This is a genomic window from Streptomyces sp. NPDC102278 (assembly GCF_044766345.1).
Lineage (GTDB): Bacteria > Actinomycetota > Actinomycetes > Streptomycetales > Streptomycetaceae > Streptomyces.
This window is the reverse complement of record NZ_JBIWLV010000001.1, coordinates 574,399-598,159: the sequence shown is the minus strand read 5'-3', so window position 1 is coordinate 598,159 and position 23,761 is coordinate 574,399. Positions and strand designations below refer to the sequence as shown.

26 protein-coding genes are annotated in these 23,761 nt (G+C 72.5%); 13 read left to right on the top strand and 13 right to left on the bottom strand.

Annotated elements, in window-relative coordinates:
* Window positions 1–110: 110 nt before the first annotated feature.
* Window positions 111–773, bottom strand: coding sequence for a class I SAM-dependent methyltransferase (locus ACIRO3_RS02685; protein WP_329442636.1), 663 nt, complete (start codon window positions 771–773; stop codon window positions 111–113).
* 189 nt (window positions 774–962) lie between these two features.
* Here ACIRO3_RS02685 and sigE point away from each other — a divergent pair, with 189 nt between their 5' ends.
* The 5 genes from sigE to ACIRO3_RS02660 all read left to right on the top strand — a co-directional run bounded on the left by sigE (window position 963) and on the right by ACIRO3_RS02660 (window position 5,360).
* Window positions 963–1,742 (top strand): RNA polymerase sigma factor SigE, encoded by a 780-nt coding sequence (gene sigE, locus ACIRO3_RS02680; RefSeq protein WP_361772100.1) that lies wholly within the window; start codon window positions 963–965, stop codon window positions 1,740–1,742.
* Window positions 1,739–2,344 carry a zf-HC2 domain-containing protein gene (locus ACIRO3_RS02675; protein ID WP_404131717.1) on the top strand — a complete coding sequence of 202 codons (606 nt, stop codon included), beginning with the start codon at window positions 1,739–1,741 and terminating at the stop codon, window positions 2,342–2,344. The genes sigE and ACIRO3_RS02675 overlap by 4 nt, the downstream gene beginning before the upstream one ends.
* Window positions 2,345–2,473: 129 nt before the next feature.
* Window positions 2,474–3,874: a S1C family serine protease gene (locus ACIRO3_RS02670; RefSeq protein ID WP_404131715.1), complete on the top strand. Its 1,401-nt coding sequence runs from the start codon at window positions 2,474–2,476 to the stop codon at window positions 3,872–3,874.
* 139 nt (window positions 3,875–4,013) lie between these two features.
* Window positions 4,014–4,463: a sec-independent translocase gene (locus ACIRO3_RS02665; RefSeq protein WP_361772104.1), complete on the top strand. Its 450-nt coding sequence runs from the start codon at window positions 4,014–4,016 to the stop codon at window positions 4,461–4,463.
* A 165-nt stretch (window positions 4,464–4,628) separates the two neighbouring features.
* Window positions 4,629–5,360 (top strand): hypothetical protein, encoded by a 732-nt coding sequence (locus tag ACIRO3_RS02660; RefSeq protein WP_404131713.1) that lies wholly within the window; start codon window positions 4,629–4,631, stop codon window positions 5,358–5,360.
* Window positions 5,361–5,472: 112 nt separating this feature from the next.
* Here ACIRO3_RS02660 and ACIRO3_RS02655 read toward each other — a convergent pair whose 3' ends face one another.
* From ACIRO3_RS02655 to ACIRO3_RS02645, 3 genes are read right to left on the bottom strand one after another with little or no spacing between them, the layout of a single operon-like run.
* Complete coding sequence (locus ACIRO3_RS02655) at window positions 5,473–6,639, bottom strand: Mrp/NBP35 family ATP-binding protein (protein ID WP_365998110.1); 1,167 nt, start codon at window positions 6,637–6,639, stop codon at window positions 5,473–5,475.
* A 42-nt stretch (window positions 6,640–6,681) separates the two neighbouring features.
* Window positions 6,682–7,398, bottom strand: coding sequence for a DUF1003 domain-containing protein (locus ACIRO3_RS02650; protein WP_361772110.1), 717 nt, complete (start codon window positions 7,396–7,398; stop codon window positions 6,682–6,684).
* The gene (locus tag ACIRO3_RS02645; RefSeq protein ID WP_361772112.1) at window positions 7,388–8,659 is read right to left on the bottom strand and encodes a magnesium transporter MgtE N-terminal domain-containing protein; all 1,272 of its coding nucleotides are present in this window, start codon (window positions 8,657–8,659) and stop codon (window positions 7,388–7,390) included. The genes ACIRO3_RS02650 and ACIRO3_RS02645 overlap by 11 nt, the downstream gene beginning before the upstream one ends.
* A gap of 242 nt (window positions 8,660–8,901) precedes the next feature.
* Here ACIRO3_RS02645 and ACIRO3_RS02640 point away from each other — a divergent pair, with 242 nt between their 5' ends.
* Window positions 8,902–9,699: a hypothetical protein gene (locus ACIRO3_RS02640; RefSeq protein ID WP_365998111.1), complete on the top strand. Its 798-nt coding sequence runs from the start codon at window positions 8,902–8,904 to the stop codon at window positions 9,697–9,699.
* Between the two features lie 18 nt (window positions 9,700–9,717).
* Here the strand turns inward: ACIRO3_RS02640 and ACIRO3_RS02635 are convergent, their stop codons facing one another.
* Window positions 9,718–10,230: a hypothetical protein gene (locus ACIRO3_RS02635; RefSeq protein WP_361772116.1), complete on the bottom strand. Its 513-nt coding sequence runs from the start codon at window positions 10,228–10,230 to the stop codon at window positions 9,718–9,720.
* Between the two features lie 95 nt (window positions 10,231–10,325).
* Window positions 10,326–11,441: a magnesium and cobalt transport protein CorA gene (locus ACIRO3_RS02630; protein WP_361772118.1), complete on the bottom strand. Its 1,116-nt coding sequence runs from the start codon at window positions 11,439–11,441 to the stop codon at window positions 10,326–10,328.
* A 380-nt stretch (window positions 11,442–11,821) separates the two neighbouring features.
* Between ACIRO3_RS02630 and ACIRO3_RS02625 the strand changes: the two genes are divergently transcribed.
* The 4 genes from ACIRO3_RS02625 (at window position 11,822) to ACIRO3_RS02610 (ending at window position 14,763) form a co-directional block, all read left to right on the top strand.
* Window positions 11,822–12,406 (top strand): suppressor of fused domain protein, encoded by a 585-nt coding sequence (locus tag ACIRO3_RS02625; RefSeq protein ID WP_366147269.1) that lies wholly within the window; start codon window positions 11,822–11,824, stop codon window positions 12,404–12,406.
* 84 nt (window positions 12,407–12,490) lie between these two features.
* Window positions 12,491–13,135, top strand: a complete 645-nt coding sequence (locus tag ACIRO3_RS02620) for a DUF6758 family protein (RefSeq protein ID WP_361772122.1) — start codon at window positions 12,491–12,493, stop codon at window positions 13,133–13,135.
* Window positions 13,136–13,226: 91 nt separating this feature from the next.
* Window positions 13,227–14,090, top strand: coding sequence for a PHP domain-containing protein (locus ACIRO3_RS02615; RefSeq protein WP_366147268.1), 864 nt, complete (start codon window positions 13,227–13,229; stop codon window positions 14,088–14,090).
* Between the two features lie 67 nt (window positions 14,091–14,157).
* Window positions 14,158–14,763, top strand: coding sequence for a MarC family protein (locus ACIRO3_RS02610; protein WP_404131708.1), 606 nt, complete (start codon window positions 14,158–14,160; stop codon window positions 14,761–14,763).
* A gap of 105 nt (window positions 14,764–14,868) precedes the next feature.
* Here ACIRO3_RS02610 and ACIRO3_RS02605 read toward each other — a convergent pair whose 3' ends face one another.
* The 3 genes from ACIRO3_RS02605 to ACIRO3_RS02595 all read right to left on the bottom strand — a co-directional run bounded on the left by ACIRO3_RS02605 (window position 14,869) and on the right by ACIRO3_RS02595 (window position 18,003).
* Window positions 14,869–15,021 (bottom strand): hypothetical protein, encoded by a 153-nt coding sequence (locus ACIRO3_RS02605; RefSeq protein WP_361772128.1) that lies wholly within the window; start codon window positions 15,019–15,021, stop codon window positions 14,869–14,871.
* A 95-nt stretch (window positions 15,022–15,116) separates the two neighbouring features.
* On the bottom strand, window positions 15,117–15,998 hold the full coding sequence (locus ACIRO3_RS02600) for an alpha/beta fold hydrolase (protein WP_404131706.1): 882 nt from the start codon (window positions 15,996–15,998) through the stop codon (window positions 15,117–15,119).
* A 91-nt stretch (window positions 15,999–16,089) separates the two neighbouring features.
* On the bottom strand, window positions 16,090–18,003 hold the full coding sequence (locus tag ACIRO3_RS02595; RefSeq protein ID WP_404131704.1) for a DEAD/DEAH box helicase: 1,914 nt from the start codon (window positions 18,001–18,003) through the stop codon (window positions 16,090–16,092).
* Between the two features lie 450 nt (window positions 18,004–18,453).
* Between ACIRO3_RS02595 and ACIRO3_RS02590 the strand changes: the two genes are divergently transcribed.
* Window positions 18,454–19,212 (top strand): ferritin-like fold-containing protein, encoded by a 759-nt coding sequence (locus ACIRO3_RS02590; RefSeq protein WP_361772132.1) that lies wholly within the window; start codon window positions 18,454–18,456, stop codon window positions 19,210–19,212.
* A gap of 98 nt (window positions 19,213–19,310) precedes the next feature.
* Here the strand turns inward: ACIRO3_RS02590 and ACIRO3_RS02585 are convergent, their stop codons facing one another.
* The 4 genes from ACIRO3_RS02585 to ACIRO3_RS02570 form a co-directional block, all read right to left on the bottom strand.
* The gene (locus tag ACIRO3_RS02585; protein ID WP_361772134.1) at window positions 19,311–19,613 is read right to left on the bottom strand and encodes a hypothetical protein; all 303 of its coding nucleotides are present in this window, start codon (window positions 19,611–19,613) and stop codon (window positions 19,311–19,313) included.
* Between the two features lie 139 nt (window positions 19,614–19,752).
* Window positions 19,753–19,980 carry a DUF3107 domain-containing protein gene (locus ACIRO3_RS02580; protein ID WP_053680445.1) on the bottom strand — a complete coding sequence of 76 codons (228 nt, stop codon included), beginning with the start codon at window positions 19,978–19,980 and terminating at the stop codon, window positions 19,753–19,755.
* 136 nt (window positions 19,981–20,116) lie between these two features.
* On the bottom strand, window positions 20,117–20,755 hold the full coding sequence (locus tag ACIRO3_RS02575; protein WP_053680443.1) for a TetR/AcrR family transcriptional regulator: 639 nt from the start codon (window positions 20,753–20,755) through the stop codon (window positions 20,117–20,119).
* Between the two features lie 148 nt (window positions 20,756–20,903).
* Window positions 20,904–21,119, bottom strand: a complete 216-nt coding sequence (locus ACIRO3_RS02570; protein WP_361772136.1) for a hypothetical protein — start codon at window positions 21,117–21,119, stop codon at window positions 20,904–20,906.
* 118 nt (window positions 21,120–21,237) lie between these two features.
* Here ACIRO3_RS02570 and ACIRO3_RS02565 point away from each other — a divergent pair, with 118 nt between their 5' ends.
* Window positions 21,238–22,227 (top strand): alpha/beta fold hydrolase, encoded by a 990-nt coding sequence (locus tag ACIRO3_RS02565; RefSeq protein ID WP_404131701.1) that lies wholly within the window; start codon window positions 21,238–21,240, stop codon window positions 22,225–22,227.
* 5 nt (window positions 22,228–22,232) lie between these two features.
* The gene (locus ACIRO3_RS02560) at window positions 22,233–23,720 is read left to right on the top strand and encodes a DUF3152 domain-containing protein (RefSeq protein ID WP_404131699.1); all 1,488 of its coding nucleotides are present in this window, start codon (window positions 22,233–22,235) and stop codon (window positions 23,718–23,720) included.
* Window positions 23,721–23,761: the final 41 nt, after the last annotated feature.

The following is a 23,761-nucleotide window of genomic DNA, read 5'->3' as shown; positions in this document are numbered from 1 at the left end:
GTCACGCGGCCGGGGCAGTGTTGTTCCCGAAGGGCGGCCGCGGCCGCCCCGGGTCGTGTCCGCCGCGGGCGCGTCCTTCCGGGTCGTGCGGCGGCCGGGGCGCGGGGCATTCAGCGCCGGACCGCGCACAGCAGGCCGTCGCCCACGGGCAGCAGCGCGGCCTCCAGCGCGGGGCTCTCGCGGACGGTGCGCAGCAGCTCGCGGACCCGGAGCACCTCCACCGGCTGGGCCGCGGAGTCGACCGTACGGCCGTCCGAGAAGACCCCCTCGAAGCACACCAGTCCGCCGGGTCGCAGCAGCCGCAACGATTCCGCGAGGTAGTCGAGGGACTCGGACGGGTCCCCGTCGCAGAAGACCAGGTCGTACCCGCCGTCGGCGAGTCGCGGCAGCACGTCCAGCGCGCGGCCCGGGATGAAGCGGGCCCGGTTGCCGGCGAAGCCCGCGGCGCGGAACGCCTGGCGGGCGAACGCCTGTCGGTCGGCCTCGGGATCCACGGTGGTCAGCACCCCGTCGGGGCGCATCCCGTGGAGGAGGTGGATGCCGGAGACGCCGGTGCCGGTGCCGATCTCGGCGACCGCCTTGGCGTCCGCGGTGGCGGCCAGTAGACGCAGCGCGGCCCCGGTTCCGGGGGAGACCGAACGCAGTCCCGCCTCCCTGGACCGGTCGCGGGCCCATCGCAGAGCGTCGTCCTCGGCGACAAACGCGTCGGCGAACGCCCAGCTCGTCTGCCGGTTGCCGCTAATGACCCTCTCCTGTCCCCATAGTTGGCGCAACGGTGACTGTATCCGTTGACGTCGGGAACCCGCAGATGGGACCGGGCGTTGAAAGAGGTGTGCGCGCGGCGGACGCCGGAGGTCGGCCAACGCCCGCGGACGGGCCGCCGGCCGGGGGCGTCGCAGGACCCGAGACCCGAGCAAAGTTAGTGCAAAAATCTTTATCCGGAGCTGACGGGAGGGGTGGCTATGGTAGGGACTCCACTGGACACCACCAGAGCCGACAGGGGAGGTGCGGCTGCGCCTGTGGATCGTGGGGGCGTGTTCAGACGCCTCTTCTGGTCGGCCGGCGAGCCGAAATCCGTGACCGACATTGCTGACCGCTTCCACACCGCCGCATCCGCAACCACCGCGACCTTTGCCGCCGATGCGGGCTCGCAGGCGTGGACCCCTCCCTCGTGGGAGGAGATCGTCAGCACGCACAGTGCGCGGGTCTACCGTCTCGCCTACCGCCTGACGGGCAACCAGCACGACGCCGAGGATCTGACGCAGGAAGTCTTCGTCCGCGTCTTCCGCTCGCTGTCCACGTACACGCCCGGCACGTTCGAGGGCTGGCTGCACCGCATCACGACGAACCTCTTCCTGGACATGGTCCGCCGCAAGCAGCGGATCCGGTTCGACGCGCTCGGCGACGACGCGGCCGAGCGGCTGCCCAGCCGTGAGCCGTCCCCCCAGCAGGTGCTGCACGACACGCACTTCGACGCGGACGTGCAGCAGGCACTGGACACCCTCGCCCCCGAGTTCCGCGCGGCCGTGGTGCTGTGTGACATCGAGGGCCTGTCGTACGAGGAGATCGCCGCCACGCTCGGCGTGAAGCTCGGCACCGTGCGCAGCCGCATCCACCGCGGCCGTTCCCATCTGCGCAAGGCGCTCAAGCACCGGTCTCCCGAGGCCCGTGCGGAGCAGCGCGCGCCGGCAGGGGTCTCGGTGGGTGCGCCGAGTGCCGGGAGAGAGGGCGGAGCCGAGTGACCGCAGCCCGTCCGTCCCCCGCCGAACAGCACCTGGGCGACCGCCTCGCCGCCCTCGTGGACGGCGAGTTGAGCCACGACGTGCGCGAGCGGGTGCTCGCCCACCTGGCCACCTGTCCCAAGTGCAAGGTCGAAGCCGATGCGCAGCGTCGGCTGAAGAGCATGTTCGTGGAGAGCGCGCCCCCGCCGCTGTCCGCCGGACTGCTGGCCCGCCTCCAAGGTCTGCCGGGTGGAAGTCCCGACGGCCCGCCGCCGCCCTCCGGTCCGCCGGGCGCGGATCCGTTGTCCTCCTTCGGGTACGCCGCGCCGGCCCCCTCGCGCGAGGGTTTCCGGATCCATGAGGTGGGGCGCCCCAGACGTCGCTTCGCGTTCGTCGCCGCGGGAGCCGTGTCGTTGGCCGCGATCGCGCTCGGCGGGTCGCTGCCGCTGGACGCCGTCGAGCCGAACGCCCGGGGAGACGCGCCCGCCACCAGGCCCGGACCGTACGCGCCGTTGACCGACGCCGTGGTCCGCGACCGGCTGCCCAGCCCCGGCGGGCTGCCCACGCTCACCTCGCCCGGCCCCACCGTGTCGGCCCGCCCGGCGGTCTCCCTGTCCCGGTGACGGCCGCCGCCCCGGGCCCCGTCGTTCGCGTCGCGGGTTCGGGGGCGGGGCTCCCCCTGACGGTCGGACCTGGTTGAATCGGCGGCAGATGCGCCGCCCGGCGGTGCGACAGGTACGCGGGGAGCGCGCATGTCCGACAGCCAGCAGACCGATGCGTCGCCGGCGCCACAGTGGTGGAGCCGGCCCGACGGCCCTGCGAAGGCGCTTCCGGCGCAGGTGCCCCCGCAGCGCTCGGAACCGGAGCCCGGGGCGCTGCCCGACCCGGACGCCGCGACCGCGGTCGACGCCCACGCCCCGGCCCCCGCCCATCCCGATGGCGACACCGATGGCGAGGTCGTACTCGACGCGGGGCCCGAGGCCGCGCCCCGGTACGACCCGTGGGCGGCCCGGCCGCTGCACGTGGTGGACCGGGGCCATGAGCCGCACGGGTTCCGGTTGTGGCAGGTGGTGGCCCTCGCGGTGGGCGTCGCCCTCCTCGCCGGGGGCGTCGGCGGTTTCCTGGGCGTGCTCGCGGAGCGCCGGAGCAGCACCCGCCTCGAACTCCCGCAGGCCGCCGTCGACTCCGCGGGGCGGGCCCCCGAGAGCGTCGCGGGGATCGCCGCCTCGGCGCTTCCCGGTGTGGTCACCCTCCACGTCAGCGGCGGCGGGGGCAGCGGCACGGGCACGGGCTTCGTGCTCGACCCGCAGGGCCACATCCTCACCAACAACCACGTCGTCGCCGACGCCAAGAACATAACGGTCACCTTCAGTACCGGGGAGAGCGTCCCCGCCGAACTCGTCGGCCGGGACGGCGGCTACGACCTGGCCGTGGTCAAGGTCAACGGGGTGCGCGGACTGCGGCCCCTGGCCCTCGGGAACTCCGAGAACGTCAAGGTCGGCGACCCGGTGGTGGCCATCGGGGCCCCCTTCGACCTGTCCAACACCGTCACCGCGGGCATCATCAGCGCCACCGGGCGCCCCATCACCGCGGGTGGCGACAAGGGCGACGGCAGCGACATCAGCTACGTCGACGCCCTCCAGACCGACGCGCCGATCAACCCCGGCAACTCCGGCGGCCCGCTTCTCGACGCCCGCGCCCGCGTCATCGGCATCAACAGCGCCATCCGGGGCGCCGACAAGGGCGGGGACGCAGACGAGGAGGACCGCCAGAGCGGCAGCATCGGCCTCGGCTTCGCCATCCCCGTGAACCAGGGCAAGCGGGTCGCGGAGGAACTCATCAGCACCGGGCACGCCACCCATCCGGTCATCGGAGTCACCCTCGACATGCAGTACAAGGGCGACGGAGCCCGTGTCGGGGCCAAGGGTGCGGACGGCAAGCCGCCGGTCGTCGCGGACGGGCCGGGAGCCCGGGCCGGGATCAGGGCGGGCGACGTGATCACCAAGGTGGACGGGCAGCGCGTGCACGGCGGGGACGAGCTGATCATCAAGATCCGGGCCCACCGGCCGGGGGATTCCCTGAACCTGACCGTGCTGCGCGACGGCAGGGAGCGCACGCTGGACGTGGTGCTGGGTTCGGCCGACGGGTCGTGACACCGCGAGCGCGCCCGACGCGCTCCCGGCGCCGGACGGCGGCGAAAGTGGTATCCGTGCGGTACGAGCGTAGGGGTCCCGAGGCATCGACGGGTACCGTTGTCCTGGCCCGAAGTGAAGAGAGCCGAGGAGCGGCAAGGTGTTCAACGACATAGGCGCACTCGAGCTGGTCACGATCGTCGTGCTGGCCATTCTCGTCTTCGGCCCGGACAAACTGCCGAAGATGATCCAGGACGTCACCGGCGTGATCCGCAAGATCCGGTCGTTCTCGGACAGCGCCAAACAGGACATCCGCTCGGAACTGGGGCCGGAGTTCAAGGACTTCGAGTTCGAGGACCTCAATCCCAAGGCGTTCATCCGCAAGCAGCTGACGGAGAACGAGGACCTCAAGGACATCCGCAGCAGCTTCGACCTCCGCAAGGAGCTCAACGACGTCACCGACGCCGTGAACGGCAAGGAGCCCGCCGCGCCCGCGACCGCGTCCGAGCCGGCCGCCACGCCCGCCGCGAGCACCGGCCCCGACCTGCTGAAGAAGCCCGCCGCACCCTCCCCCGAGCAGCGCACTCCCTTCGACGCCGACGCCACCTGAGCCTCGACGCACACGCCGCCAGGGCCGCCGCCTGCCCGGCTATCCGGAGTCGGATGGCTATCCTCCATCTGTCCGTCCGGACGCAGGACGCCCGAGGGAGGGGGTCCCCCCAGCCAGTCGAGGGGGAGGGCCGTTCCGGACCCCAGGGAACGAGAGGCCGCCCAGATGGAGACGACGAGCAGTAGCCGGGTAGGCACGCAGCCTGCCGAGATCGCAGCAGAGGTGCCCGCGGACGACCCGCAGGTACAGCAGGACCCGCAACAGAGCCCCGCGGCGGCCCAGGAGGGCGCCACCCCCGTCCCTGCGGCCCGTCGGGCGGCGGAGGGGTACCTGCGGGCCGACTTCCCCTGGTACGGCCTGGACGGGGCCTTCACCGGCCCCCGCTGGCTCATGCAGGTCGGCACCGCCGCCGACGGGACCGTGGAGCACGGGTCCACCGGCCACGGGGACGAGCCGTCCGTGCGCGGGGAGATCGCCACCGGCGAGAAGGAACGCTTCGCGGTGGTGATCACGGTCGCCAGCAACCCGCTCCGCCGCAGCGCCGACGGCACCGGCGTCCTGGAGGCCACCTCGGTCTCCTCGGCCGCCTGGCTGGCCGGCTCGGGCCTGCTGGCCTACAGCTGGCCCGGGCAGATGGACCACAGCCTGCGCGACGACTGGCTCGACCAGCAGACCGAGGCGGCCTGGGAACTCGCCGACGACCTCGACGGCGAGGACTGGTCGACGCTGTCCCTGCCGGTGGACGGGGAGCCGACGCCGTTCCACTACCGCGAGTCGGAGTTCGGCTGGGTGCTCGCCGGATCCCGGGGCGGGGTGCACCTGGGCGCGTACGGGCGGGGCATGAGCGCGTACGGGCTCGGCTTCTCGGTGATCGAGGACCTGGCCGCGTACCAGTAGCCGCCGGGCGGCCGCGCCGCGACGACGGGAACAGACGCAACGGGGGAGGGCGCCGCCGATCGGCGGCGCCCTCCCCCGGTTCCGTTCCCGGACCCGTCGCGTTCCCGCAACCCTAGAACTTGTTGCGCGGGGTGATCCCCAGGGACATGCCCGAGAGGCCGCGGGCCCGCCCGCCGAGCTTGCCCGCGATCGCGCGCAGGGCCGCGCCGGCGGGGGAGTCGGGGTCGGACAGGACGACGGGCGTGCCGTCGTCGCCGCCCTCGCGCAGCCGCACGTCGATCGGGATCGAGCCCAGCACGGGCACCGAGGCGCCGACCGTCTTCGTCAGCCCGTCGGCGACCTTCTGCCCACCGCCCGAGCCGAAGACGTCCACCATCTCGTCGCAGTGCGGGCACGGCAGGCCCGACATGTTCTCGACGACGCCGACGATCTTCTGGTGGGTCTGCACGGCGATCGAACCTGCCCGCTCGGCCACCTCGGCGGCGGCCTGCTGCGGGGTGGTCACGACGAGGATCTCGGCGTTCGGCACCAGCTGGGCCACCGAGATCGCGATGTCGCCGGTGCCCGGCGGCAGGTCGAGCAGCAGGACGTCCAGGTCGCCCCAGAACACGTCCGCCAGGAACTGCTGGAGCGCGCGGTGCAGCATCGGACCGCGCCAGACCACCGGGGCGTTGCCCGGGGTGAACATGCCGATGGAGATGACCTTCACGCCGTGCGCGGACGGCGGCATGATCATGTTCTCGACCTGGGTGGGACGCCCCTCCACGCCGAGCATGCGCGGCACGCTGTGACCGTAGATGTCCGCGTCGACCACGCCGACCTTCAGGCCGTCCGCCGCCATCGCCGCGGCGAGGTTCACCGTCACCGAGGACTTGCCGACGCCGCCCTTGCCGGACGCGACCGCGTACACACGGGTCAGCGAGCCCGGCTTGGCGAAGGGCACCTCGCGCTCGGCGGTGCCGCCGCGCAGGGTGTTCGCCAGGTCCTTGCGCTGCTCGTCGCTCATCACGTCGAGGGTGACGGCCACGGAGGTGACACCCGGGACGCCCTCGACGGCCTCGGTGACGTTCTTGGTGATGGTCTCGCGCATGGGGCAGCCCGACACCGTCAGGTAGACGGTGACGGCGACCGCGCCGCCGTCGCCGATCTCCACCGATTTGACCATGCCGAGTTCGGTGATCGGCCGGTGGATCTCGGGGTCGTTCACCGTCGCCAGCGCGTCCAGGATCGCGTCCTGCTCGGGCACGGCGGCGTCGGCGGAGCTTGTGTCGGTAGCCATGACCCGATGGTACGGCTCGCCGGCACGCCGTCGGTAAGCCCGTCAGCGGTCGCCTTCGTCACGTTCGGGGGCCAACAGCCGCCGCTCGTCCATCTCCTTGATCAGATCCTGGAACTCCGACCTGATCCAGTCGCGCGTGGCGACCTCGCCGAGCCCCATGCGCAGCGAGGCGATCTCCCGCGTCAGGTACTCGGTGTCGGCGATGGACCGCTCGTTCTGCTTGCGGTCCTGCTCCAGGTTGACCCGGTCCCGGTCGTCCTGCCGGTTCTGGGCGAGCAGGATCAGCGGGGCCGCGTACGAGGCCTGGAGCGACAGCATCAGCGTCAGGAAGATGAACGGGTACTCGTCCCACCGCAGGTGCACGGGCGCGAAGATGTTCCACAGCACCCAGGCGATGATGACGATCGTCATCCAGACGATGAACCGGCCCGTGCCGAGGAACCGCGCCACCTTCTCCGAGAGCCGTCCGAAGGCCTCCGGGTCGTACTCGGGCAACAGTCGGCGGCGCGCCGCACGCGGCTGGTCCAGCCGGACGCGCGAACGCGTCAGCGCGCTCGCCCCGGACGGGGCGCTCCCCTTGGACCGGTCGGAGGAACGTTCCGGTCGCTCGGCCCGCAGTCGCTCCGCCGCCTCCTCCAGCCGGTCCGACAGGCCCTCGCGGGCATGGTCGCGCCGCTCCCGGCGCTGCTTGCGCGCGGCCTCGCCGCGCGGGGTGCCCGTGCCGCGGCCCCGATCGCCGCGCCCCCTGTCAGTGGCCATTCACGACCTCCCCGGAATGGAAGTCCGTCTCCCGCCAGTCGTCCGGCAGCAGGTGGTCCAGCACGTCGTCGACGGTCACCGCGCCCAGCAGCGACCCGCTCTCGTCGACCACCGGCACCGCGACCATGTTGTAGGCGGCCAGGTGCGTGGTCACGGCGGGCAGCGAGGAGTCCGGCCGCAGCGGCGGCAGGTCCGTGTCCACGATCGAGCTGACCAGGGTGAACGGCGGGTCCCGCAGCAGCCGCTGGAAGTGCACCGTGCCCAGGTACTTGCCCGTGGGCGTCTCGTCCGGCGGCCGGCACACGTACACCTGCGCGGCCAGCGCCGGCGACAGGTCCGCCTGCCGTACCCGGGCCAGCGCGTCCGCGACCGTGGCGTCCGGCCGCAGCACGATCGGCTCGGTGGTCATCAGACCGCCGGCGGTGTTCTCCTCGTAGGACAGCAGGCGGCGCACATCGGCCGCGTCGTCCGGCTGCATCAGCGTCAGCAGCCGCTCCTGGTCGTCCTCCGGAAGCTCGGAGAGCAGGTCGGCCGCGTCGTCCGGGTCCATCGCCTCCAGGACGTCGGCCGCGCGCTCCTCCTTCAGCTTGCCGAGGATCTCCACCTGGTCGTCCTCGGGCAGCTCCTCCATGACGTCCGCGAGCCGGTCGTCGTCGAGGGCGCTGGCGACCTCGGCGCGGCGCTTCGGCGTCAGGTGGTGCAGTACGTTCGCGAGGTCGGCCGGTCGCATCTGCTCGAAGGTCGCCACGAGGCTCTCGGCGCCCTGCCCGTGCTCCTCCAGCGAGAACCCGGTCACCGCGGACCACTCCACCGTGAGGGTCTCGCCGCGCCGGCGCAGCGCGCCCGCCTTGCCCTTGCGCACGAAGATCCGGTCGATCTCCCAGTCCCGGCGGGCCGGCAGCTGCTGGATGGCCACGTCCAGGACGGTGACCTCCTCGCCGCTGGCGACCAGCGTCACCCGGCGGTCCAGCAGCTCGCCGAGCACCAGCCGCTCGGTGGGCCGCTGCTCGAAGCGCCGCATGTTGATGACGCCGGTGGTGATGACCTGTCCGGACTCCACACCCGTCACCCGGGTCATCGGCAGGAAGATCCGGCGCCGGCTGACGACCTCGACCACCAGGCCCAGCAGGCGCGGCGGGCGTCCGCCGACGCGCAGCATGGCGACGATGTCGCGGACGCGGCCCACCTGGTCGCCGTTGGGATCGAAGACGGGCACACCCGACAGATGCGAGACGAAGATCCGCGGGGCGCCTGCAGCCATCCGAGCGCCTCCTAGGGTGAACCAACCGTCGATCAAGAGTCGTGCCGTGCCTCAGGCTAGCCCGTGCCGCCGGAAAGCGTCCTGGTGGGGCCGTCCGGCGGGGGGTCGCGCAGCTGTCCGAGCCGGTTCGCGGGCGGCTCCGCGGGGCCCGTACACCCTCTCAGGACGCGGGCGCGGGCCGCGTGTCACGGGCGGGTACGCTGCCTGTCGCCCCCAGAGGAACCACCGAGAGGCACCCGCCCGTGACCGCCAACCTCCCTGTCGCACGGCTGCGCCGGGCCGCCGTCGCCGGCGTCCTGTGCGCGGGCCTCGCCGTCTCCGCAACGGGCTGCGCCGGCGGCAGCGGCGAGGATCCCGACAAGGGGACCAACGGGGTCGGCAAGCTCCCCGCCGACAAGATCGAGGCGCAGGCGCGGACGGCGGCGACCGCGGCCTCCTCGGTGCACCTGTCCGGCACCCTGGTCAGCGGCGGCAAGTCCTTCACCCTCGACATGCGCCTGAAGTCCGACGGCGGCACCGGCGAGGTGAAGTCCCAGGAGGACACCTTCCAGCTGCTGCGCGTCGGGGAGCAGCTCTACCTCAAGGCCAGCGCCGCCTTCTGGGGCGAGTCCGACTCCGCCGGCAAGCTCGGCGACAAGTTCGTGAAGGTGCCCGAGAGCGACCCCGCCTACAAGCAGTTCCGCGGCTTCACGGACATGGGCGTCCTGCTCGACGGGCTGCTCGGCCTCGACGGCAAGCTCACCAAGAGCCCGTACAGCAAGGTCGGGCAGACCCGCGTGGTCCCGCTCCTGGCCGACGGGGGCAAGGGCGGCCGCCTCTCGGTGTCCCTCGACGGCACCCCCTACCCGCTGCTCATGGAGCGCGCGGGCGGCGCCGGTCGGGTGGAACTCGCGGACTGGGGCGGGACCTTCCCGCTGGATCCCCCGGCGAAGGACCAGACGGTGGACTACGGGTCCCAGTTGCCGACGACCAGGTCCCAGGGCGGCGTCAAGCCGACCCCGAGCGGCAGCGCGGGCCAGGGCTCGAACCCCGGCGGCTGACCCGTCGCGACCCCGGGGTCAGCGCGCGGCCCTGCGCCGCTTGAGCAGCAGCTTCGGCAGCCCCGCCGGGATGGCCCGACGGGTCGTCGCCGGGGAGGGCAGCGGGGCCGCGGCCAGCGATCCGCCCGGCAGCGCGTCCCGTACGGCCTCGGGCTCCAGCCGCAGCAGCCGGCACTCCCGCGCCCACCGCTCCGTCATCAGCTCGGAGTCGGGGGCGTTCAACCGCTTGCCCTTGAGCTCGGCCACCGCCGCCTGCCACTCCTCGCCGCGCGGCGGCAGTTCGCGCACGGTCGCCGTCCACGCGACCAGCCGGCCGCCCTTGTCCTTGCTGCGCACGGTCACCTCGGCCGTCGAGCCGTCCGCGAGCCCCGGGAACGGCTGCTCCCCGGGCCCGTCGCCCAGTACGTGCGCGGCGCCGTCCACCCAGGCGTGCCACAGGGCACGGTCGGCCCCGGAGCCGCGGACCCAGATCAGTCCGGACTTCTTGCCGGCCTCCTCGACGAGGGCCAGATCGAGCGCGCTGAGAGTCATGGGCACAGCGTAGCCGGCCGCGGTCGGTTCGCGGGGAGGTGTCCTGTCGGTCGGGCCGGGCTCGTCGGATCCGGGCCCGATCGACAGGACAACTCCTACAGCCAGCCGTGGCGTCTGAGGGCCCGGTGGATGGTGAGGCAGGTCCCGACGATGGTGACCATCACCATCGGGTAGCCGTACTTCCACTGGAGCTCGGGCATGTGCGCGAAGTTCATCCCGTACACCCCGCAGATCATCGTGGGCACGGCGATGATCGCCGCCCAGGAGGTGATCTTGCGCATGTCCTCGTTCTGGGCGACGGTCGCCTGCGCGAGATTGGCCTGGAGGATCGAGTTCAGCAGCTCGTCGAAGCCCACGACCTGCTCGTGCACCCGCGCCAGGTGGTCGGCGACGTCGCGGAAGTACTTCTGGATGTCGGGGTCCACGAGCCGCATCGGGCGCTCGCTCAGCAGCTCCATGGGGCGCAGCAGCGGGGCGACCGCCCGCTTGAACTCCAGCACCTCGCGCTTGAGCTGGTAGATGCGGCCCGCGTCGCCCCCGCGCGCGGCGCCCTTGGCGGGCGCGGCGAAGACCTCGCTCTCCACCTCGTCGATGTCGTCCTGGACGGCCGCCGCGACCGCGATGTACCCGTCGACGACGTGGTCGGCGAGGGAGTGCAGCACGGCCGAAGGCCCCCGGGCGAGCAGTTCCGGGTCGTCCTGGAGGCGGTGCCGCAGGCCCTTGAGGGAGCCCTGGCCGCCGTGTCGGACGGTGATGACGAAGTCGGGGCCGGTGAAGCACATCACCTCGCCCGTCTCCACCACCTCGCTGGTCGAGGTCAGTTGGGCGTGGTCGACGTAGTGGATCGTCTTGAAGACGGTGAAGAGGGTGTCGTCGTAGCGCTCCAGCTTCGGCCGCTGGTGCGCGTGCACCGCGTCCTCCACGGCGAGCGGGTGCAGTCCGAAGGTGGCGGCGATCCCGGCGAACTCGGACTCGGTCGGCTCGTGCAGACCGATCCAGACGAACCCGCCGCCCTCGCGGACCCGACGGATCGCCTCACGGGGCGTCAGGCAACCGGGTCCGGGGGCGCGCCGGCCGTCGCGGTACACGGCGCAGTCGACCACCGCGCTGCTCGCGGACGGGTCACGGGTGGTGTCGTAGCCGGGCTGCGCGGAGGTGGACCGGCGCAGGGCCGGGCGGACGGCGGCACGGAGGTAGGGCAGCATCGACATGGCAGGCTCCTTCGCGCGCACGGCTGCGGACCGTACGGGTGGGAGACCCTCCGCGACTGCGAGCGGGCGGGCAGGCCCCGGCAGGCGGAAGGAGGAGGACGGAGAGGACTGAGTTCTGCCGTCGCTCTTCTACTGATCGGAAGATCACAGGGGGCGGGAGGCGCCCGGCCTGAAAGTGGAAGAGCGATTGGTACTGCACGATCGACTTCGATCCATTGCAGCCCCACCTCCTCCGGCCGGTCCCCCGTGGGGGACGTCCTGTCGTCCGGCCCTTGAAACAATGCTTCTGCATGCGGGCCGAACCAGCTGTCAACACTATCAGCCGACGGATGGTCAAGACCCGCCCTTTACCCGGGGGATACGAGTTCTATGCTCGCTCCATGGCAGAAATTCTGGCTCTTGTTGAGGCCCGGCTGCGGACCGCGTTCGGTGAACCCGACGCCCGCGCCGCCGTCACCTTCCTGGGCACCGATCGCATCGAGGTACTCCGCTTCGCCGAGGGCGACCTCCTGCGGTACGCGACCCTCGGCATGTCCGCCCACCCGATGACCGACCCCACCGCCGTGGTCGCCGACCCGGTCCGCGGTCCGCGCGCCGAGCTGGTGCTGACCGTCCGAGGGGGCCTCGCGCCCACCGACCGGCTGCTCCGGCCGCTCGCCGTGCTCGGCGCGTCCCCCGTCGTCGAGGGCCTGATCGTGGCTCCCGGAGCCTCGCTGGACGTGGGCGAGCCGCTCTGGGAGGGGGCGCCGTTCACCTCGGTACTGGTCGCGGAGCCGGGCGGGCTGGTGTCCGACCTGGAACTGGACGAGCCCATGGACCCCGTCCACTTCCTCCCCCTGCTCCCCATGACGGCGAACGAGGCCGCCTGGAAGCGGGTGCACGGCGCCGCCGCGCTCCAGGAGCGCTGGCTCGCGCGCGGCACGGATCTGCGGGACCCTCTGCGTAGCGCCGTCGCACTGGACTGAGCGCCGCCGGTTGCGGGTACGGATGGAATCCGGACGGGTGATCGCGTCTTGACGGGGCGCCGGGCGGGGAGGAGCGTGCTTCCTATGAGGGGCGAACCGAGTTGCCCGAAGTGCGGTGGCCGGGTCCGCGCACCCGGTCTTTTCGCCGACTCCTGGCAGTGCGCGGCACACGGCGCCGTCCATCCCCTGCAGCCCGTCATCCCCCCGAGCGTCGAGGGCCTGGGCGTGGTCGTCCACCGGGCGCAGGTGCCCGTCTGGATGCCGTGGCCGCTGCCGGTCGGGTGGCTGTTCACCGGGGTCGCGGCCGCCGGTGACGACCGCAGCGGGGGCCGGGCCACCGCCGTGGCCTGCTCGGGCCCCGGGCCCCTGGGCGGCATCGGCGAGCTGCTGCTGATCGCCGAGGAGCTGGGCGTCGGACTCGGCGCGCGGTACGCGGGGGTCGACGGCCCCGACCCGGGCGCGTACATGGACGTCTCCGGCCCGCCGCACGCCAAGGTCGTGGCCGCCGGCCGGCCCACACCCCTGTGGCACGTCGCCGGCGCCCCGGACGACCGGGCCGTCTTCGCCGGCGAGGCGCGGGGGTTGTGGCTGTGGGCGGTCGTCTGGCCCGAACAGTCGGGGCTGCTGATGTACGACGAGCTGGTCCTGACGGATCTGCGCGACGCGGGCGCCGAGGTCGAACTCCTTCCCTGTGGCGCCCTGAGCCCCCGGATCCTCGGCCCGTCCTGAGCGCTCCCGCCGTGCGGTGGGGCCGTGGGGCCCGCGGGGCTGGGTATTCTGGAGTGTCCCCCCGTCCGTACGAGAACCATGGAGCACGGCTGTGCGCATCGACCTGCACGCCCACTCCACGGCATCCGACGGCACCGACACCCCCGCCGAACTGGTCCGCAACGCGGCCGCCGCCGGGCTCGACGTGGTCGCGCTGACCGACCACGACACCGTCGGGGGATACGCCGAGGCCATCGCCCACGTGCCGGCCGGCCTCACGCTCGTCACCGGGGCCGAACTCAGCTGCCGTCTCGACGGCGTCGGCATGCACATGCTTGCGTACCTCTTCGATCCCGAGGAACCCGGGTTCGCCCGTGAGCGGGAGCTGGTCCGCGACGACCGCACGCCCCGCGCGCAGGCCATGGTCGGCAAGCTGCGGGACCTCGGCGTGGACATCACCTGGGAGCAGGTCGCCCGCATCGCCGGCGACGGCTCCGTGGGCCGCCCGCACATCGCCACCGCCATGGTGGACCTGGGCGTCGTCGCGACCGTGTCCGACGCGTTCACCGCGGACTGGCTCGCCGACGGCGGCCGTGCCCACGCCCGCAAGCACGAGCTCGACCCCTTCGACGCCGTCCGCCTCGTGAAGGCGGCCGGCGGGGTCACCGTCTTCGCGCACCCGGCCGCGGTCAAGCGCGGGCAGGTCGTCCCCGAGGCCGCGATCGCGGCCCTGGCGGCCGCCGGGCTGGACGGCATCGAGGTGGACCACATGGACCACGACACGGACACCCGCGCCCGACTGCGCGCACTGGCCGCGGACCTGGGCCTGCTGACCACCGGGTCCAGCGACTACCACGGCACCCGCAAGTCCTGTCGCCTCGGCGAGTACACCACCGACCCCGAGATCTACGGCGAGATCACGCGCCGTTCCACCGGGGCGTTCCCCGTGCCCGGCGCCGGCGGACGGGTCGCGTAACGAGGACCGGCTCCTCGCCCGCCCCGCCCTCTCTTTGCTTCGCCCCTCTCTCCTGCAAGGCATCACTGTGTTTGATTTCGCCGTCTTCGGATCCCTTTTTCTCACCCTTTTTGTGATTATGGACCCCCCGGGGATCACGCCGATCTTCCTCGCCCTGACCTCAGGGCGCCCCGCCAAGGTCCAGCGCCGCATGGCCTGGCAGGCCGTCTGCGTGGCCTTCGGCGTCATCGCCGTCTTCGGTCTCTGCGGTCAGCAGATCCTGGACTACCTGCACGTGTCCGTCCCGGCGCTGATGATCGCCGGCGGTCTGCTGCTCCTGCTCATCGCACTCGACCTGCTCACCGGCAAGACCGACGAGCCGAAGCAGACCAAGGACGTGAACGTCGCCCTCGTCCCGCTCGGCATGCCGCTGCTGGCCGGGCCCGGCGCGATCGTCTCGGTCATCCTCGCCGTGCAGAAGGCCGACGGCCTCAGCGGTCAGGTCTCCGTCTGGACGGCGATCGTCGCCATGCACGTCGTCCTGTGGATCACCATGCGCTACTCGCTGGTGATCATCCGGGTCATCAAGGACGGTGGCGTCGTCCTGGTGACGCGGCTCGCCGGCATGATGCTCTCCGCCATCGCGGTCCAGCAGATCATCAACGGCGTCCTCCAGGTCGTGCACTCCTCCTGATCGCCGGCGCCGCCCGGCGACACACATGCGAATGCCCCGCACCGGATCGGTGCGGGGCATCGGTGTCCAAACGCGGCGGCGCTCACGCGGCGCGCGTCAGAGGTGTCAGGAGGACGCCGTCTCGGCCGGTCGGATCAGAATGCGCTGGCCGACTGACGCGGCCTGCTGCACGATCCGGTTGACGGAGGCCGCGTCCACGACGGTGCTGTCCACGGCGGCTCCGTCGACGTCGTCCAGGCGCAGAATCTCGAAGCGCACGGGCTTCTCCCTTCGTCGGTGTTCTCCTTGCACAGGGTTAACGAAGTGTAAGCCGCAAACATTCCCTACGCTAAGGAAATTTTTTCATTGGCTAACTATCCACGTGGTCCCGCGTCCCAGAAGTCCACCAGCGCACCCGCTGTGACCTGCGGATTCTCCGCGTTGGGGGAGTGCTCCGCGCCCTTCACGACCACCCGATCCGCGCCCAGCCGCTCGGCCATGGCGTCCATCAGCGGGACCGGCCAGGCGTCGTCCACGACCCCCGACAGCACCAGCGTGCGAAGCGGCACCGCCGCCAGCTCGGCCACCCGGTCCGGCTCCGAGATCAGCACCCGGCCGGTGGCGATCAACTGCTCCGGCTCGGTCGCCACCCACCGCCTGCGCAGGAACTCCGTCAGCTCGGGGCCGTCGACCGGCGCGTCCACCGGGTCCTGGGCCCGCATCGCCGCCCACACGACCGACATGCACTCGACGGGCGGCGCCCCGCGCAGCGACTCCAGAGCCGCCACCAGCAGCTTCGTACGCTCCTGCTGGGCCGGCGAGATCGCCGCCGGGCCACTGCTCATCAGGGTCAGGGAGGCGAAGGGGGAGTGGTCGCGCAGGACGGCGGCGCGGGCGATCAGGCCGCCCAGCGAGTGGCCCACCAGGTGGACCGGGCCCCCGTCGGCGCCGGACACGGCCGCCGTCTGGGCCAGCACGTCCCCGGCCAGCTCCGCCAGCGCGTAGGCGGACTCCTCGCGGGGCCCGGGGCTCTCGTGCTGACCGCGCCCGTCCACCGCGACCACCCGGAAGCCGGCGTCGGCCAACGGCTCCAGCAGTCCGATGAAGTCCTCCTTGCTCCCCGTGTACCCGGGAACCAGCAGGGCGGTGCCGCGCAGCGGCTCACCCGCCTCGTGCACGGCGAACGCGCCGCGCGCGGTCGACAGGCGGTACGCACGGGCCGCGGGCGGCAGGGTGAGGCGCGGTGGCTTGCTCATGCGCCCGAGGTTACCGGCCCGTAGGCCCGGACACGAGGACGGCCCCGACCCCCTCGCAGGGGGTCGGGGCCGTCCTCGTACGGCGTGGGGCTCAGGCCTCCGGGGTCTGCGCCACGGCCTTGCGGGTCCGCGTGCGCTTCGGCTTGACCGGCGCCTCCTCGGCGTCGACCACGGCCTCCGGGGCGTCCGCGGCGACCGCGGTGGCCTTGCGGGTCCGCGTGCGCTTCGGCTTGACCGGCGCCTCCTCGGCCTCGGCGGCCGCCTCGGCGACCGGAGCGGGCTCCGCCGCCTTGCGAGCGCGGGTCCGGCGCACCTTGACCGGGGCGTCCTCGACCGCGGTGGCCACGACCACCGGAGCCTCGACGGCCGCGGCCTGGGCGGCGATCGCGACGGCCTCGGCGACCGGGGCCGCCGCGACCTTGCGCGGCCGGCTGCGGCGCACCTTGACCGGCGGCTCCACGAGCGGGGCCATCTGGAAGTCGGGCTCCGGGGCGGGTGCCTCGGCGACCGGGGCCACCACCGCGGCGGACTCGACCACGGCGGCCGGAGCCGACGCGCGGGTCCGGCGACGGCGCGGCCTGCGCGCCTCCTCGGCGGCCGGTGCCTCGGGCGCCTCGGCGACCGGGGTCACGGCGCTCACCGCGGCGGCCACGGCCACGGCCTCGGCGGCCTGCTCGCTGCCACCGCGGGTCCGACGACGCTGACGAGGCGTACGGGTCCGGGCGGGACGCTCCTCGGCCACCGGGGCGGCGGCGGCAGCGCCGCGACCGCCACGGCCACCGCGGCCGCCGGTCTCGCCCAGGTCTTCGAGGTTCTCGGCCTTCAGGCCGGCCCGCACGCGCTCGGCGCGCGGCAGGGTGCCCTTGGTCCCGGCCGGGATGTTCATCTCCTCGAACAGGTGCGCGGACGTGGAGTACGTCTCGACCGGGTCGTGGAAGTCCAGCTCCAGCGCCTTGTTGATCAGCTGCCAGCGCGGGATGTCGTCCCAGTCGACCAGCGTGACGGCGATGCCCTTGTTGCCCGCGCGGCCGGTGCGGCCCACACGGTGCAGGAAGGTCTTCTCGTCCTCCGGCGCCTGGTAGTTGATGACGTGCGTCACACCCTCGACGTCGATGCCGCGCGCGGCGACGTCGGTGCAGACGAGCACGTCGACCTTGCCGTTGCGGAACGCGCGCAGGGCCTGCTCGCGCGCACCCTGGCCCAGGTCGCCGTGGACGGCGCCGGACGCGAACCCGCGCTTCTCCAGCTGCTCGGCGATGTCGGCCGCGGTGCGCTTGGTGCGGCAGAAGATCATGGCGAGGCCACGGCCCTCGGCCTGGAGGATGCGGGAGACCAGCTCCGGCTTGTCCATGTTGTGCGCACGGAAGACGTGCTGCTTGATGTTGGCGACGGTCACGCCCTCGCCCTCGGGGGAGGTGGCGCGGATGTGCGTCGGCTGCGTCATGTACCGGCGGGCCAGTCCGATGACCGCGCCCGGCATGGTCGCCGAGAACAGCATGGTCTGACGCTTCGGCGGCAGGTAGTTGATGATTCTCTCGACGTCGGGCAGGAAGCCCAGGTCGAGCATCTCGTCGGCCTCGTCGAGGACGAGGGCCTTGACGTGGGAGAGGTCGAGCTTCTTCTGCCCGGCCAGGTCAAGCAGGCGGCCCGGGGTGCCGACGATCACGTCGACGCCCTTCTTGAGCGCCTCGACCTGGGGCTCGTACGCGCGGCCGCCGTATATGGCGAGGACGCGTACGTTGCGGACCTTGCCCGCGGTCAGGAGGTCGTTGGTGACCTGGGTGCACAGCTCGCGGGTGGGAACCACCACGAGGGCCTGCGGGGCGTCGGTGAGCTGCTCGGGCGTCGCCCGGCCGGCCTCGACGTCCGCGGGGACGACGACCCGCTCCAGCAGCGGCAGACCGAAACCGAGCGTCTTGCCGGTACCGGTCTTCGCCTGGCCGATGACGTCCGTGCCGGTGAGGGCGACGGGAAGGGTCATCTCCTGGATCGGGAAGGGGGACACGATGCCGACGGCCTCAAGGGCCTCGGCCGTCTCGGGAAAGATCCCGAGGTCTCGGAACGTAGTCAGGGTGCTGCCTCTTCTGTGAGACGCGGCGCGAGGCGGCGAGGGGGGTCGTACCGTGCCGGGCTTGCAGTACTACGACGTACGTACAAAGCTGCGCGGGACCACTAGCCTTCGCTCAAGCGCTTCTGCCGCTGAGGGGGCCCCTCGTGCAAGCGGTACGCATGAGCGCACACACCGCACCGAGGGCGGTCGGGTTGGAGCCGATCGGGCCACCGACCGGGCATCCTCATTCGGACGGCCCGCCGAGATTCGGCAGGCGCATTACCACTGTACCCCGGATTCGCGCAGGTGTGTCGGGTGAATTCACCTGGTAGTCGCGTTTGAGCGGAGAGTCGATGGCTTTGCGCGGTGCCTTGACCGGGCTTTGGGCGGGCTATTGTGCGGAGCATGTCGACCGTAGAAAACGCATCTCCCGCCGACGACAGCGTGCCCGTCGAGGCGCTCGGAATCGCAGGCCAGGACTGGGCGACGGCCTCCGCCTCGCCGCAGTACCGGGCCGCCGTCGAGGACCTGCTCGGCGCGCTGGCGTACGGAGAGCTCGCCGCCTTCGAGCGCCTCGCCGAGGACGCGAAGCTCGCGCCCACCCTCGGCGACAAGGCCGAGCTCGCGAAGATGGCCTCCGCCGAGTTCCACCACTTCGAGCGGCTGCGCGACCGGCTCGCGGCGATCGACGTCGACCCCACCGCGGCCATGGAGCCCTTCGCGAAGGGCGTCGACGACTTCCACCGCCAGACCGCCCCGTCCGACTGGCTCGAAGGCCTGGTCAAGGCGTACGTCGGCGACTCCATCGCCAGCGACTTCTACCGCGAGGTCGCCACCCACCTCGACACCGACACCCGCGCCCTCGTCGTCGGCGTGCTCGACGACACGGGCCACGGCGGCTTCGCCGTCGAGAAGGTGCGCGCCGCCATCGAGGCCGATCCCCGCTGCGGCGGCCGGCTCGCCCTGTGGGCCCGTCGGCTGATGGGCGAGGCGCTCTCGCAGGCCCAGCGCGTGGTCGCGGAGCGCGACGCGCTCTCCACCATGCTGGTCGGCGGCGTCGACGGCATGGCGGCCGGATTCGACCTGGCGGCCGTGGGCGAGATGTTCACCCGGATCACCAAGGCGCACACCAAGCGGATGGCGGCCCTCGGCCTCGCGGCCTGAGTCCCACGCGGGCGTACGACGGCCCCGGCACGGAAGCACTCCGAGCCGGGGCCGACGCGTGTCAGGGCAGGGGCGGGGGCGGCGGCCGGCGGTCCGGTTCAGCCCCGCGACGGGAGCGAAAACGGAGGGCGTCGGTGCGTCCGACCGGACCCCGCGGCCGGCCGCAGCAGGAGCGAGAGCACGACCGCCGACACCAGGGTCCCGCCGATCAGGGTCGCCACCAGGGTGTTGTGGCCCGGTCCCAGCGACATGTGCGTGAGGTAGGCGCCGAACAGCGCTCCCACGACCCCGCTGACCAGGACCACCCTCGGGGACGGCAGCCGCTTCGCGAATCTGCGCACGGCGGCCCCGGACAGGGCGAGGCCCAACAGAGCGGAGCCGAGCGCTTCCATCAGCAGCATGAGGTCCCTTTCCGTACGTCAGGGCGTATTCGGGTTGCAGTACTGCGCTCCTACCCGAAGCGGAACAAAGAGAAACGGCCCGGCGAAATCAACCGCCGGGCCGTTTTCCTCCTTTGAGGGAGGTTCAGTTCTCCGTGCCTCAGAGCGCTCCGAAGCCGACCTTGCGCGCACTCGGCTCGCCCAGGTCCACGTACGCCAGGCGGTCGGACGGCACCAGGACCTTGCGGCCCTTGATGTCGGTGAGGCTCAGCAGCGGCGCAGTGCCGGACAGGGCGGCGGCCACGACGCCCTCCAGCTCCTCCGCGCTCAGGTCGCTCTCCAGCACGATCTCCCGGGGTGCGTGCTGCACGCCGATCTTGACCTCCACGGCTTTGTCCCTCCGACGATCCGGTTCGCGCGATCAGCCGCGCCGTACCCGCTCCACATTAGCCCGGAGAGGGGACGCGATCGGCCCGTGGCGGACACGCTGGCAGCGAACAGCCGCACCGCCCCGATGCGCCGGGTCAGCCCTCCGTGCCGTGCAGCGGGAAGCCGGCGATGCCACGCCAGGCGAGCGAGGTCAGCAGGCCGACCGCGGTGTCCCGGGCGACCGGGCTCTCGCTCGACAGCCAGTACCGGGCCACGACCTGCGAGACGCCGCCCAGGCCCACGGCCAGCAGCATCGACTCGTCCTTGGACAGGCCGGTGTCCTCCGCGATGACCTCCGAGATGGCCTCCGCGCACTGGAGCGACACCCGGTCGACGCGCTCGCGCACGGCGGGCTCGTTCGTCAGGTCCGACTCGAAGACCAGGCGGAAGGCGCCGCCCTCGTCCTGCACGTACGCGAAGTACGCGTCCATCGTCGCGGCCACGCGCAGCTTGTTGTCGGTGGTCGAGGCCAGCGCCGTGCGGACCGCCGACAGCAGGGACTCGCAGTGCTGGTCCAGCAGCGCCAGGTAGAGGTCGAGCTTGCCGGGGAAGTGCTGGTAGAGCACCGGCTTGCTGACCCCGGCGCGTTCCGCGATGTCGTCCATCGCCGCGGCGTGGTAACCCTGCGCGACGAAGACCTCCTGGGCCGCGCCCAGGAGCTGGTTGCGCCGGGCTCGGCGCGGCAGTCGCGTGCCCCGGGGCCGCGCTGCCTCCGTCTGCTCGATGGCTGTCACGCCGCCTCCCACTTTCTCTAAGAACACAGTGCGCTCTGCGCCGCGCCGCCATCGTACTTTTCGGTAACCGGATCTGGTGGGTTCAAGCCGAGTTTTCTCGCGGTACGGACCACCCTGACCCGCTGGTCAGCGCCTTTCCGTTCGGCGGTCAGCGGTAGTCGTCCTCGTCGAGGGGGACCACGCGGGCCTGCTCGGCGGCGTCCCCGTCGGTCGCCTCGTCGAGGTCGACCTCCGTGATCGGGTCGTCGTCGAGGGGCTGGAGTTCGACGTGCTGCTCCGCGGCATCCGCCTCGGGCGTCTCCGGGTCGAGGTTCTCCCTGATCCGCTCTTGGAAGGTGTCCGGTTCGGCTGGGTCGACAGTCATCGCGCTCCCCTCGCCTTCGTTCGTAGTACGAGCCTAGGAGTATCGCGACCGCGACGCCAGGTGGTCCTGTGACCGCCGACACAAGAGGTCGAGCGTGATCGTCTCGTAACATTGCCCCATGTCTTCGACCGAGCTGCCGGGTGTGCGGTCCACCGCCGAGGCGTCCTCCCAGGTGGGGGACGTCCGGGTGGCCCAGGGAGAGCGTCTGCGTACGGAACGGCTCCCCGGCCTGGAGCTGAACGTCCGGTTCCGCCCCTCCACCAGGGAGGGACTGCCGCCCGCGCTGTTCGTGCACGGACTCGGCGGATCCTCGCAGAACTGGTCGGCGCTGATGGAGTGTCTGGCCGACGAGGTCGACGGCGAGGCCGTCGACCTGCCCGGCTTCGGCTGGTCCCCACCGCCCGCCGACCGGGACTACACGATCACCGGCTTCGCCCGCGGTGTCATCCGACACCTCGACGCGGCCGGGCGCGGACCGGTGCACCTGTTCGGCAACTCGCTCGGCGGGGCCGTCTCCACCCGGGTCGCGGCCGCCCGCCCCGACCTGGTGCGCAGCCTCACGCTCGTCTCGCCCGCGCTGCCCGAACTGCGCGTGCAGCGCTCCGCGGTGCCGACCGCCCTGATGGCCGTACCGGGCATGGCGCCCCTGTTGCTGCGCCTCACCCGGGGGTTGACCGCCGAGCAGCGCACCCGGGGGGTGACGGGCCTCTGTTACGGCGACCCCACTCGGGTGACACCGGAGGGTTTCGCGGCGGCCGTCGAGGAGATGGCGCGCCGGATGGCCCTGCCGTACTTCTGGGAAGCGATGACCCGTTCCTCGCGCGGGATCGTCGACGCCTACACCCTCGGCGGGCAGCACGGCCTGTGGCGTCAGGCCCAACGCGTGCTCGCGCCCACCCTGTTGGTCTACGGTGGCCGGGACCAGTTGGTCTCGTACCGAATGGCGCGCAAGGCCGCCGCCGCCTTCAGGGGCTCGCGGCTGGTCTGTCTGCCGGAGGCCGGACACGTGGCGATGATGGAGTATCCCGAGGTGGTCGCGGCCGCCTTCCGGGAGTTGGCGCGGGACACGCGGGACACGACACACACCGAAGAAGACGGCAGAGGCTGAGGCGCGTGGGACGACATAGTCGCAAGGACTCCGCCCCGGAGCGGCCCGGGCCGCCCGCGGAGCCCACGCCCTTCGAGGCGTTCGATCCGCCCGGCGTCTTCGGGGGCCCGGGTCCCTTCGAGGACCCCGCGCTCCCGCAGGAGCCCGGCGTCTTCGGGGAGCCGAGGGCCTACGGGGAGTACGAGGCGCCCGCGCCCCGCCGGACACCGCCGCCGTACGTCCCGCACCCGCAGGGCGGCGCCGGCCCGGCCGGCCGTCGGGTACCCGAGCCCACCGTCACGCACCGGGGCTACGCGCCCCCCGTCCCGCAGGAACCCCGGGAAGCGCGGGCGCGGCCCACCGGGCACCCCGAACAGCGCGAGCCCGGCGGCGCGTGGGGCGCGAGCGCCTTCACCGACACCGGCTCCGTGTTCGTGGACCGGCCCGGGGTCCCCCGGGCCCGGGGGACCGCTGCGCCGACGCGGGAGGGCGACACCCCGGCCTTCGGCACCCCCGCCGTCGGCATCCCGCGGGTCACCCTCACACCGGCCGCCGCGTCGCCGGCCGCCGCCGATCCCGGCGAGGCCCGCCTCGCCACCGGTGCGCGGGGCCTGATCCCCGGGCCCCGGACGCCCGAGGCCGTCCCCCGGCCGGGCGTCGACACCCCCGAGCGGCCGGTCCCCGGTCGCGGCAGGAAGATCCGTACCTACACGGGGGTGGCCGCCGCGGCCGTCACCGCCGTGCTGGCCGTCGTCGTGGCCACGCAGGTGATCGCCGAGGGCGAGGCGGGCAAGAGGAAGGTGCAGGCGGGCCCCGAGGACAGTCAGGGCCGCGCCGTGCCCGGGCAGTCGCCGGCCTCCCGCTCGGACGACCGCCTCAAGCCCGACGCGCCGGCGCCGGCGCCCGTGGAGCTGACGTACGACCAGAGGATGGCGCTGCAACTGCCCATCGACGCGAAGCTGGCCGGGCCGGGAACCTTCGACACGGTGCCGGGCGTGGCCAAGGCGCCGGGCAAGGGCAAGGTCGTGCGCTACCGGGTGGACGTGGAGCAGAAGCTCGGGCTGGACGCCCAGCTCTTCGCGGAGGCGGTGCACCGCACCCTCAACGACCCGCGCAGCTGGGGCCACGACGGCGCGATGACCTTCGAGCGGGTGCCGGGCGGCGAGTCGGACTTCGTGATCACCCTGGCCAGTCCGGGCACCACCGGTGTGTGGTGCGCGAAGTCGGGTCTGGACACCACCGTCGACAACGTGTCCTGCGACTCCGCCTCCACCGAGCGCGTGATGATCAACGCCTTCCGGTGGGCGCAGGGCTCGCCCACCTACGGCGCGGACCAGATGTTCGCGTACCGGCAGATGCTCATCAACCACGAGGTCGGACACCGGCTCGGTCACGGGCACGTGAACTGTGGGACGCCGGGCGAGCTCGCGCCGATCATGCAGCAGCAGACGAAGTCGCTCGACATCGACAACATCCGGTGCAGGCCCAACCCGTGGGTGTTTCCCGGGAGTTGAGTTCCGACGTTGACAAGCTGTCCGATGGTCGGTAATTGTTC